The organism is Dendronalium phyllosphericum CENA369, from assembly GCF_016056275.1.
GTDB lineage: Bacteria > Cyanobacteriota > Cyanobacteriia > Cyanobacteriales > Nostocaceae > Dendronalium > Dendronalium phyllosphericum.
Genome location: NZ_JAECZA010000322.1, coordinates 1 through 11,413, shown reverse-complemented (window position 1 = coordinate 11,413; position 11,413 = coordinate 1). Strand labels below are relative to the sequence as shown.

Sequence of the window (11,413 nt, the reverse complement as noted above, 5' to 3'; positions counted from 1 at the left end):
CAGATACAGACTTGCTGCTGATGGGATGAAGGCTCTCATTGGTTTCTTGAGTGTGATTGCGGTAGAACTGTTGCAACTAACTTATCTACACCGTACTCAACCCGACTCTCCTGCCATTGAGATTCTTAACCCCCTTGAACTTAAGATTTTAAAAGCTAAGTCCCCCAAACTTCCCAAAGTACTAACAGTTAGCTGGGCTGTTGAAGCCGTTGCTCGTCTTGGTGGCTACTTAGAACATCGAAGTAAAACACCCATTGGTATTCAAGTACTGTGGCGAGGTTGGTTAAAATTACACGACCTCTGTGAGGGCTGGCAGCTTGCAAAACAGACTTAACGGGAAAAGTCAGAGCCGCTATGAGTGTCACAGCAAATCTAAGTAAGCATTATGTAGAGATTTATATGTACTCTGCTACATAGTATGAGCGTCAAAGCTCTCTTACAAGCAGTTAAAATACTGTTTTTTACATTATATTAGTAATTTTATAAGTGATTATACGTATTTAATGTTGTTATAGTCATGCTAGCGCAACAGACAAGGAGTCCCAGCAATTGATAGCTGTTCCATACTAGATATAGTTCTCTCATCTGCTGCTATTGGTGAATTTATTTGTTAGCTTGCACTCCCGGTTAGTTAAAGCAAGAAAGCAAGAAAAGTTCAATACAAATAATTACCTAATAAGCTTTTTGCCGCTTTTTCATCCTTCTAAAAGGGGCATGACATTTATTACATTCTCCCTCTTTCCAGAACGCTGGAATAGCAAAATGCTCTTTGCAAAAGGGGCATTCTGAAAGCAAACGTAGCTGATGGCGATCGCACCCCACTGTGGATTGAAATTGCCACTCCAATCGATGGTATCGTTGCTCTGCATAACAGGCAGCACACAAGCGTATTGGTTCCAGTTTCATTTTTTCACCCTTGGGTGGAAGCATTTGAGCAATTCGGTCTGCATCCAAGCCAATTAATTTACCAATAGCTTCTAATTCCTTTTGACTGGGAAACGGATTAAACCGAAATTTCTCCCACCTTGCTAATACTGGGCCAATTCCTGCGGCTTTACTTAAAGTTCCAGGCGATGATACGCAAACAGCTTCGTGTCGCCTAAATCTACCAAAATAGTGGCTGATACTTTCCCCTTCCTGGGGTTCAAGATACCAAGGTGGATTATGAACCGCTTCTGGCTCCATAACTTCTGGTTCAGAATTTGCATTAAAACTTAAACCTAAAGCAAATAAGCTAGTTCAGCTTTTCCGTTTAAACTTAACTTTCGGTTCCTTACGTCTACCAAATTTCTTAGTTAGATTAGCTTGATTCAGTTCAAAATTTGGCTCATCTAGTTTCAAGATTGCTATTTTCCGAAGCAAATCATACAAAGGCTCAATCAGTCCAGCAGACTTTAGCCGCAAATAAGAAATTGCACTCTCAATTTGCGGAAGGTTTAATCGACCATTTTCTGGCAGAAATTTTGTTTCCCAATCGTCCACAACCTCAATTATTTCTTGTTCAGTTAAATTCGGAAACTCGTATGACTCTAAAAATGAGTCATGAACACGCACGTATGGTAGACTTTTCCGTTCCAGAATATTCTCACTCAAATAGTAAGTCCCAACCAAAATAACTGGGATTCTGAGTTTTGTGAAAACGTCAATTAGCTCGTTAAACGCTTCTAATGTTAGATAATCTGCATTACCGATCACGAGTAACTTTACACCGTATGCTTTAAGAGTACCCCAGGCACGCGATCGCAAATCTCTTAATGCGCCAACATTAGCAAGTGGATGACCTATTTCTTCCAGAATGGAACAATACAAATCCGTTGGGCCACCATGCTGCTCAATTTCAGCGTAAATGACAGTTGCTGGAATTTCCAACAACGTTCCTCTTCGTTTTACATATTGCGTCCTGTACAGTTGACAGGCTTTTAATAAGCCAGAACCCGTAGCAGATGTCACATAACCACAGAGTTTTGCATCACGCTGATCATCAAGCCAGTCAAACAATTCCGTATCACGGTCTAGAGCAAAATACGTGTTAGCCTTACCAATCCGCTCAACCTCAGCTTGTAATTGCGGCGATCGCCTCTGTTCCTCAGCAGGTTGAAAACCTACATTAGACTGCTGCTGGACTTCTAGATTGGCATGGGCTAAGTTTGTCTCTGACATTGCGCTTACCAATTATCTTTCATAAATTGATTCCAATCTTTCACACTTACTCTAGGTCTTCTAACTTTAGATGTTTGACTGGTATCAGGTTTATTCTGTGGAACTTGCTTATCTTTTGAATTTACAATGTTTTGTGAATTTGCGTCAAAGGCAGTATTAATCAAACTTTCTTGTAAAATTGTAACTTCTTCTGGGGCATCATTTTCTGGAAATAATTCGACCACTTTTGATTTGTTAGTTTTAACTTCATGTTCTTTTTGAGCTTTCTTACGGCGTTCTCTGCGTCTCTCCTTACGAGTTTGCTCAACATCATCAAATCTAGATAGTCGCTCATTCAAAATAGAAGAGTTATCAACTTCTTTACCTTGATTACGCAATTTTTTCTTGATGTAATTTAATTCAGCTAGAGACATTCTTTCTCGTTCACAATCCCTAGCTTGTATAACACCAATAAACTCTCCTGGTTCACCGTTAACAGGGCGAGTATAAGCAAGAACAGTTGTAATATTACGCTTATCGTATCTTAAAGAAACTTGCTTTCCTGCATAATCTAACAAGCAATCTCCTTGATACACCCAACCAAGGAAATTCACAGAACCATACTTTTCTATATTGCGTATGGCAATTTTCATTAAACAAATATCTAGTTCACGTTCATCGAGAAGTTCAGGTTCTTCTAGTAAAAAACCTGATTTCCACCGCTCAATACGTTTTTGATTTTTTACCCTTGGATAATCATGATGGTTGTAGTGGTCTACAAAATATCTGACTAATATTTTCTCTAGCTGATCTAGCGTTATACAAGCAGTCCTTTCAGCTTCTGGAGGACGTTCCTCAACGCTAGAACCAGTGTATCCACCATATAATGACAAAATTTCTTTATTAATCTTGTCAAATATCGATTCAATTAAACCACCAGCTTGGGGAAAAGCACGTAAACGCCGTGTAAAATCCAATTGTAGTGAAATTTGTTTTAAATGTTCTGACTTAAATTCCTTTGCACGGTCTGTCACTACATATTCAGGTATTCCACAAATCTCCCATGTTTCTTGAAGCTCGTATTCTGTCCCATAGTGCTTTGGCAGAATTGCATGACGCAGGGACAAACCAACTTCATGTGAGCCAGCAGCTTCAAAACCTAAATGAAATCCTGTGACACAACCAGAATAGCTATCCATCACCAATGTGATGTATGGACGACCAATAACTTGTTTATCTTTCTCATCAACTAACAAAATATCTAATTTAGTATGGTCTATCTGCCAAATTTGGTTACTGCGGGTAATTTCTAAAATACCTTCTGTTGTTTGAATAATTTGTCCTTCTATCGGTGAACCGGGATGGCGAACAGTTTTATGTTTTTCTTCTAAATGGGAATTTATTACCTTATAAACAGTGACATGAGAAGGATACTTTCCTGCTATCAAATCCTCCCGCACCTGAGAGTATCCCTTAAATTTTTCATCATATTTCTGTTGTTGCAGCTTTTGTCCTTGGGAGGCTAAAGCTTTTAAATAGCCAAAAATCTGATTGTGATTTATTCGAGAACCTTCTCTGTTACCCCATTCATGAAGGCTGACAATAAAATCATGCCACTGCTTGGAAATACGATATTGTCCCTTATCCTTACGTCCAACAGCTAGAGTTGCAACCCCTACCTGTTCAACTTTCTCTATCATGCGTTTAATAGTTCGAGTACTTTTACCCAAAGCTTTCGCGGCATCTGCGATCGCATCCCTACGAGCTGCTTTGTTAGGTGCTTGACGAATAGCGTCGATTAATTCCACCTTGTTTAGATAATCTGGTAAATCTTCATTAACAAGCAAGTGCGTTATTTGTTCTTCCTCAGTTTTTGCTACTTCCTCAGTCTCCAACACTGCAAAGGCTTTACTCGTAAGCTTTATGGGCATATACTGCTCTCAAAAAATATGTCATTATTTACTTTAAAAGTTTATATCATTTATGACATCATTTAATTTAAAAATTTGTAATTGAGTGATTTAATAACAAAATCGCCAAAAGCTGCGATAAATAGAGCTTTTAGCGATTATTACTCTTCAATATAAAGATGACAATAATTATTTAAATTGGACAATAATTATTTAATGGACACCATTCCTCACACCCTGTGCCTTCCCCATTCTCTTTTGCGACAACAAGCATAAGTTGTCCAAAGTGGTCACTTTAAGCTTGTCATTCTCAAGGGACAACTTATGCTTGTCAATTGTTGCATACAAAGGTCAGTTAGTAAAAAGGAAAAAGATAGCTATAAGCAAAGTAAGTATTTTTACTTAAATAAAGTAAGCTATCTACTTACCTAATTGACATCGTATTTCCTGCAACGCCAAACGAACTTTTGGATATCTTAGGTATCCTGGCATAGTCATTTGTTCTGATACACGTTTTTCCGAGGGATATATTCCCTGATTGTGAAGTTTCTGAGTGATATATCGAATTTCTTTACAAGACTGCTCTATGTTTTGCTCAAATGTTGCTTTTTTGGCGTTGAGGTATCGAGCCGAGATTGCATGGCATAAATCAGGAAAGTGCCTAAGAATAGTTCTTCTATCACATTTCAAACGCCTAGCTACCTCTTCCATTGATGGTGCAGGACACTCATGACTCTCAAGTACTGCTTCTAAGTTTTGTTTTACTTTATCAGCATCAAAACGTTTGATAGCTAATCTACGACTGGATTTCATTTGAGGTACAGGTAATCGCAAGCTTTGAGGAGAATTTACTAAATCCTCTTCAAGTTTGAAAAAATCCAGTAGTGATATTTTGAGACAGTAACAAATGTACAAAAGTGTATTTATTGAAGGTAAATTCTGTCCTTTACACCAAAGCCACACAGTATTTCTTGGTATTTGAAGTTGTCGCGCAAATTCAGCTATATTTCCCTCAGCAACTTTGCTTACATAAGCACATAGCGATTTAGCTATGTTTTCTTTTAATGGTGCAAATGTTAAATATGGAGATTTAGCAAGTAAATCTCCCACAGTTTTAGCAGTCCAAATCTCAAACTTTAGCTCATCTTCATTTGAATCCTTACGATCACTTAGCTGAGCATCAAAAGGCAAACCAAGCCACCTTAAGCATTTTGAGCAGTAACCAGGGCGGGATTTCCAAGCTAAGACGTAATTTTTCTGATGGCAATGATGACAATTGTAGTATAATTTTTGCTTATGATGTAGGCAAATTTTTACTACATTTAATGACCAAAGTAAAGGCTCATAAACTATTTGACTTTTTATATAATTGTCCTGATAACAGTAAGGACACCAAGCACGAGCAGAACAAAGCAAATTTCTAAATGGAAAGACTTTAGACCAAGTTATTAATGTTAAAAACTGAAGATTATTACTAAGGGTCAACTTTTGGATGGCTTGAATTAGGTCAGCAGCCATAACACCTGTACCATTTAATGCTCCTGTAAAAGGATATATCTTATCTAGATTTGTACTTCCATAAGCCTTATTTAAAATTGGAGCTAATTCTCTTTCCAGTAACACTCCTGGAAATAAGCAATGAGCTTCTGCCAAGCGAGCAATGTAACTAGTCAAACTTTCTACTAGTGAAGTTCCAATACCAATAGGTTCTATGTGGTACAGGCGGCTACGCAGTGGGGTTGATGGCTCTTTTAAGTTATATAAATCATTTGTATCCAACAATTTTACTCCTAAACTGATTAATCATCAGTGAATCTTTACTGGCTATACTGCATCAAAAATGGTTTCATTTGTATGTCTATAGTTTATTAATGCCTACTTGTATCTGCAAAGTAAATTATTTTTCCCAACCAAGTTCGCAGCGCACTGCCTGTACTGCTGCGATAGCCTTCTTTTGAAGAATCACTCCAGGTTTACTCAAATGTGCTGAAATGCGGCTAGCAGTTGGTTCTATTCCTTCTGAATGTAGCTTAAAAGCAACCTGCCGAATTTCCTGAGTGAGTATTTCAACCCGTTGGTTTGACTTTTCTTTGCAGTAATTCGCATATCGTTCTGAAATAGCACGACATATTTCTGGAAAATATTTTTTAAGAGAAGGTAAGCTAATACCAAGTTGTTGAGTTACTTCCTGCATAGAGAGTGGAGGGTACTCTTCACTTTCTATTACAGGCTCCAACAAAATTTGTATCTTTTTTATCTTTTCAGCTTTTTTGTATTCAGTATATCGTGCTTTTATGGCTTTGCATAAATCTGAAGAATGATAATACAAGATAGAAGTTTTTTTATATCCCAGATTTTCTGTAATTTCTACTAATGATGGTGGTGGGTTAGTCGAAAGCGCAGTTTTTAAAATATGTATTATTTCATTTTGGGTATATAACTGTTTGTGAGGCTCTCTTGGTTTCCTAGTTGGGAGACTTTGATTTTTAATGATTAAACTTATTGAATTTATATTTTCCCCTTTAGTGAAACAATCTAGAAGCGAAATATTAAGCTGAAAACAAATTAGTAAAAGTGCATCGATTGTAGGTAGGCTTTTTCCTGTACACCATCTATGAGTTTGCACTTTTCCCATACCAACCTTTTGAGCAAATAAAGCTATGTTCCCATTTGCAAAAACATTGACATAAGTAGAAAGACTTTGAGAAATCTTTTCTTGGGTCGGCGGATATAAATTTGGCGTAGCGGCAAGTAAATCTCCAAGGTTGCTGGTAACCCAAGTCTGCCAGTTGAGTTCAGTTTGGCTGATTTTTACATTATTGACTAATTCAATATTTGAAGAGCTACCAAGCCACCCTCCACATTTTGAACAATAACCTGGCCTTGAACGCCAAGCTAGTAGCCTATTTTCTTTGGAACAATGTGGACATTGCGTACAGAGATACAGATAGTGATGTGGACAAATATTCACCTCATTTAGTGACCAAAGAAGTGGCTCATAGACTATCTGATTAGTTGTACGCCAGTGTTCATAACAGTTTGGACACCAAGCTTTTACAGACCGTAGCAAGTTTCTATTAGGTAATACTTGCCCCCAAGTAAGCATTGTCATGAAACGCAAGTCATTACACAAAGTTAGCGCTTCGAGGGCTTTAATAAGATTTATAACCCATTTCCCCATTCCATTCAGAGCTTTTGTCTGATTAGCAAAAATTTGGTCTAAACCTCCTTCCTTGCCTTTGAATATGTATCCTTCTTTCAGGAATGATGCAATTTCACTTAAAAATAATATTCCTGTAGAGAGACAATGTTCTTCAGCTAATCTAGCAATATAGCCTGTTAGACTTTCTACATAAGGTGTTCCAATCCCAATAGGCTTTAAATGGTAAAGACGGGAACGTGGAGGAATCGTTATTTCTTGTAAATTACACAATTCTAGGGATTGTAAATCTTCACTAATCATACTTATTGACCTCCAATTCTATCCCGTTTAGGATTACGTTTAAATGGGTTTGTATTTCTTCCAAATTTAGAAGTTTCTGATTTTTGATTTTTGCCTTTTTCCAAACCCAAAATAATACGTAAATTATTACTTTTCTGTTTGCTGTCATTAAGTTTTTCCTCCCCTTTTATGGCTTCTAAAGCCATATTTTCACACTCATAATCTTTCTTGGCTGTTTCTTTCAGATGTTCAAGACTCAAAGTTTTTGCATTTTCGCTGAGGGCAAGGTCATAGGCTTCTGCCAGCCAATCTTTGAGAGTACCAATAGTTCCAATACTACGTTCGTAACAAAACTCCCAGTATTTTTGTCTTAAAGGAGGTGTTTCTGAAAATGCCATTCGATGCTGGAGATACTCCAGTATTCTTTTGAACTCTTTAATATCTTCATCGAACTCAAGACTATAACGTGGAAAATGAATAATCTTGGTACGTCTGCTTAATTGTGTACTCAATTCAACAAAGTCAAGTAGCTGATATGTACCAAACCCAGTCCAAGGAACTTTAGTAATATTGACGGCTGACTTTACACAATCCATATGAGCTTGTAAAAGCTCTACTCCAGCCATCTTGCCAATATGCTGAAATTCATCAACTGCCAAAGTGTAGGGTTTACGATAGATCAACGCTTTCTCCATCGCTAATCGGAGGGCATCTTCTGTTGTTCTTCTTGTAGTAATAACAAGCTTGCCATCGCTATCTCGACGAATTCCATTATCGTCGTATTTAATTTTTTGTTGGATTTCTGGTTCATCTACAGCTTTCAAAATAATTTCGTAAAAGCTTTTCCACCTAAAAGTTCCTTTTCCTGGTGCACGGGCTTCAACGCAAACCATAGGAATCCAACCTGGATTTCTTTCCATCTTTGCAGTACTCTCTTCAATAATCTTTTTGTAGAGTAAGCGTAGTAAAGTTGATTTACCAACACCAGAAGGCCCAATTACTAAGATAATGGAAGCACCAGCAGGTTCAAGAATAATACGTTGAGTTTTTTGAAAAGCAATTTTTAGATTGCGGTGGATAAATGTTATATCAGGATTTTTAAAAAAATTAAGCCGCTTCTCTGTTGGCGATTCTAATAATTCAGAAGGAAAACTAGACGGACTTGACATTACCACTCCTCTAAAGGTTCATAAATTTCCTCTATATCGTCTTCAAATTTTGGTATTAATGTTGTTATTAATTGCTCTGCCACTGTTGCTGTTGAAAGTGCAACTGTGGCTTCAATACTCAATAAATCATGCTGCTCATGCTCAATAAATTTTCCTTCTAATTGTGCGTGGACTTGCTTAAGTTCAGCATCCTTTTGCCGTTGAGTTTGTATGGACTTTTTTGCATTACGCCAAGCAGGAGTCAGGGCAGCTTCTTCCATCTCAATGCGGGTAAAAAACTCAGCTAGTTTTTTACCTGTAATATCATTGAAAGTTTTATTTTGAAGTTGGTTAAGCTTTTTTAATTCCGTTGCTGCAATCATCAATTCTCGTTCTGAATGACCCTGAAGTTCACGTAGATAACGTGAGTGACATTTATTCCACTCTCCATCAAAATACGCATAAGCTACTGTGATATCAAATGGGTCATATTTAACTTCTATACAAGCGTTTCTAATCCTAGTAAAAGAGGGATGCCAATAGTAAAGGTAGTTAATTTTTACTCCTTCCTGCGTGACTTGTCTTTTACCTTCTCTTTCTTTAGGTGATGGCAATCCTAGAAAATTGAACTCTTTTTCACTAATAAGCATATGTTCTCGAAGACCACTACGTGCCATACCCAGATTGAAAGCTTCACGAGGAGTCATTTTCAAAGCTGGGTGGGGACAAGTGTCGTAAATTTCATAGCAGTATTCACAGAAGTAGGTGTATAGCTTGGAGAGAGTCCAAACTGCATGGTTTTTGGGGTTTACCCCTTTAGTAACTTGACGGACATTTTTCATAATCTGGGTGTTACCCTTCAGGTTGTGCCAAAACTCTTTATCAGCAACCCCAAAGAAAGATTCAATCACTGAACCATGTCTAGGCTTGGCTTTTGGTCTTTCCTTCTTGGTAATTTTGAAGTAAGCAAGGAGAGTTTCAAAGTAAGTACCTCTAAAGTCAGGGCCACCATCTATCACGATTATTTGGGGAAGCCGTCCGTATTTTTGGACACAAATTCTTAGAACCATCATGTCAGAGTGGTAGCTGGGTGGGTCAAAAGTCATATAAATTGCTAATGTTCTCCGCGTATAAGTGTCTACTAGCAGAGTGACCCAAGCTTTCCCAAGGTTGGCGTTATCTTTTATAGAACTGCAATTAATGCCAAGGCTTAACATAATTGAACAGATCAGTTCAGTATCTGCTTCTGTGTGGTCGATATGACCAATTTCAAAGGGACGATCGCCATGAACAGGCGTTTCTTCCTGATACAAATACCAATAGAAAGGTTCTTCTTTATATGCAGCGCGATCACTTATACGTTTTTGAATTTGTTGATGAAGAGGACGATTTCTTACTGCTTGGCGATAAGTTTCTTGACTGGGAGGCTTATATCCCTGTTGTTTACAAGATTCTCTGAAGGAATAATAAGCGTGACGAATAGAGGGTTGTTTTTGATTTTCATAGTCGTCACTTATATGTTCTTCCATCAACTTTCGCATTTCTTCTGGAATGCCTTGTCTGTGCCAGCCTTTATCTTTATGTTTAGGAAATAGCCCTATAAAACCCCTGCCATAGACTTTTTCAGCTTTTCGGTAGCTGGCAATCCAACGCCTTTGAGTGCGATTTGGTTTTGTCGAAGTAGTTCCATTCAAAAATGACTCGATATTTTTATAACGATTATTGGCTTTTGTTATGTCTTGTTGACTTGCTTTTTTGAGGACTTCTTCAACTAGAGAATTCATACTTGATTCCTCATGTTCAGAAAGACCTGTAATCTTGCCTTCTTTAAATAAATGCTCAAAAGTACTGTTTGGCAGCTCAATCAAATTTTCATCATCTCTAAGTAAAGCAATCGATTTATCACCTGTATTGACTATTTTCCAAGTGATACCATCCCAATTAATAGCTGTACCAACAGTAATGTTAAGACCTTGAATTTTACGAGCCTCTATTGGTGCAGAAATCTTAGTTATCTGTGCATGGGTAAATGCTTCCTCTTCAGAGAGAAAAACTTCTACTTGTTCAGGCTGCCCCAAGAAACTGTTACCAAGGTCAACGTATACCTGATTTGTAGCAATTAAGATATTTAAATCATCAATACTTGCTTCTTCAACCTGTTGAATTATTTGGGATAGATTAATTCCTGGTTGGTCTTTAACAGTAGTTAATATCGCAGAAGTTACACTTTCCTCGACTTGAAGCTGTTCTTTTTGGAAGTAGTCTTCTAGCCAAACAAAGTTCCGTACAAAAACAGAGTTGATTTCAGCTGAGGAGCAAACAGTGTAGTAAAGATTATATTGAGAAGCATATTCTTCCGCTGGTGGACAACGCCATTTGCCATTATCTTCTCGCTGCCAGCGGTTTGGGCTATCTTGGGCTATTTTTAACAAATCCTTTTCTGTTTTACACTCTTCCCAACCCGCCGAATTTTCTCGGATTACAAAAAAATCAGGTGTATGACTGTGGTAATTTCGCCGGCCTTTTTTACTTAGGTAGTCTAAATATACCCCTCTTCTGTCACTTTCCGGATAGAATGAATAGAATAAAGGAAAAATAGAACTCTACAAGGTAAGTAGAGCAATGGATGTAGAATTACAAATCCTGAAACATCTGCCAAGGGATGCCCAGCCAACAGTTGCGCTCGTAGATGCATATTGTGCAGAGTACAAAGACCTGTTTAAAGAAGTAAGAAATTATGAATGCTTCAAATATTTACATTTAGGGATAATTTC

Annotated in this window: 7 protein-coding genes and 2 pseudogenes; 2 read left to right on the top strand and 7 right to left on the bottom strand. The window is 37.6% G+C overall.

Annotated features, from left to right (window positions below; all coding sequences use genetic code 11):
- Window positions 1-334: pseudogene (locus I8752_RS36415) on the top strand (hypothetical protein); the annotation flags it as partial.
- A gap of 338 nt (window positions 335-672) precedes the next feature.
- On the opposite strand, the gene I8752_RS36410 reads toward I8752_RS36415, so the two are convergent.
- The 7 genes from I8752_RS36410 to I8752_RS36380 all read right to left on the bottom strand — a co-directional run bounded on the left by I8752_RS36410 (window position 673) and on the right by I8752_RS36380 (window position 11,071).
- Window positions 673-1,185 carry a TniQ family protein gene (locus I8752_RS36410; RefSeq protein WP_214436998.1) on the bottom strand — a complete coding sequence of 171 codons (513 nt, stop codon included), beginning with the start codon at window positions 1,183-1,185 and terminating at the stop codon, window positions 673-675.
- Between the two features lie 54 nt (window positions 1,186-1,239).
- Entirely contained in the window at window positions 1,240-2,160 is a 921-nt protein-coding gene (locus tag I8752_RS36405; RefSeq protein ID WP_214436997.1) for an ATP-binding protein, read from the bottom strand.
- A gap of 5 nt (window positions 2,161-2,165) precedes the next feature.
- Window positions 2,166-4,070 (bottom strand): Mu transposase C-terminal domain-containing protein, encoded by a 1,905-nt coding sequence (locus I8752_RS36400; protein WP_214436996.1) that lies wholly within the window; start codon window positions 4,068-4,070, stop codon window positions 2,166-2,168.
- 399 nt (window positions 4,071-4,469) lie between these two features.
- Complete coding sequence (locus tag I8752_RS36395; RefSeq protein WP_214436995.1) at window positions 4,470-5,828, bottom strand: helix-turn-helix domain-containing protein; 1,359 nt, start codon at window positions 5,826-5,828, stop codon at window positions 4,470-4,472.
- A 118-nt stretch (window positions 5,829-5,946) separates the two neighbouring features.
- Window positions 5,947-7,512 carry a TniQ family protein gene (locus I8752_RS36390; protein ID WP_214436994.1) on the bottom strand — a complete coding sequence of 522 codons (1,566 nt, stop codon included), beginning with the start codon at window positions 7,510-7,512 and terminating at the stop codon, window positions 5,947-5,949.
- A gap of 2 nt (window positions 7,513-7,514) precedes the next feature.
- Window positions 7,515-8,660, bottom strand: a complete 1,146-nt coding sequence (locus tag I8752_RS36385; RefSeq protein ID WP_214436993.1) for an ATP-binding protein — start codon at window positions 8,658-8,660, stop codon at window positions 7,515-7,517.
- The gene (locus I8752_RS36380) at window positions 8,660-11,071 is read right to left on the bottom strand and encodes a Mu transposase C-terminal domain-containing protein (protein ID WP_214436992.1); all 2,412 of its coding nucleotides are present in this window, start codon (window positions 11,069-11,071) and stop codon (window positions 8,660-8,662) included. Before I8752_RS36380 ends, I8752_RS36385 begins: the two co-directional genes overlap by 1 nt.
- Window positions 11,072-11,261: 190 nt before the next feature.
- Between I8752_RS36380 and I8752_RS36375 the strand changes: the two are divergent.
- Window positions 11,262-11,413 (top strand): annotated as a pseudogene (locus tag I8752_RS36375) (IS701 family transposase); the annotation flags it as partial.

Bases quoted from the DNA above. Each gene is read 5' to 3' on its own strand.
- I8752_RS36410 (WP_214436998.1), bottom strand. From the start codon at position 1,185: ATGGAGCCAGAAGCGGTTCATAATCCACCTTGGTATCTTGAACCCCAG.
- I8752_RS36390 (WP_214436994.1), bottom strand. From the start codon at position 7,512: ATGATTAGTGAAGATTTACAATCCCTAGAATTGTGTAATTTACAAGAA.
- I8752_RS36400 (WP_214436996.1), bottom strand. From the start codon at position 4,070: ATGCCCATAAAGCTTACGAGTAAAGCCTTTGCAGTGTTGGAGACTGAG.
- I8752_RS36385 (WP_214436993.1), bottom strand. From the start codon at position 8,660: ATGTCAAGTCCGTCTAGTTTTCCTTCTGAATTATTAGAATCGCCAACA.
- I8752_RS36405 (WP_214436997.1), bottom strand. From the start codon at position 2,160: ATGTCAGAGACAAACTTAGCCCATGCCAATCTAGAAGTCCAGCAGCAG.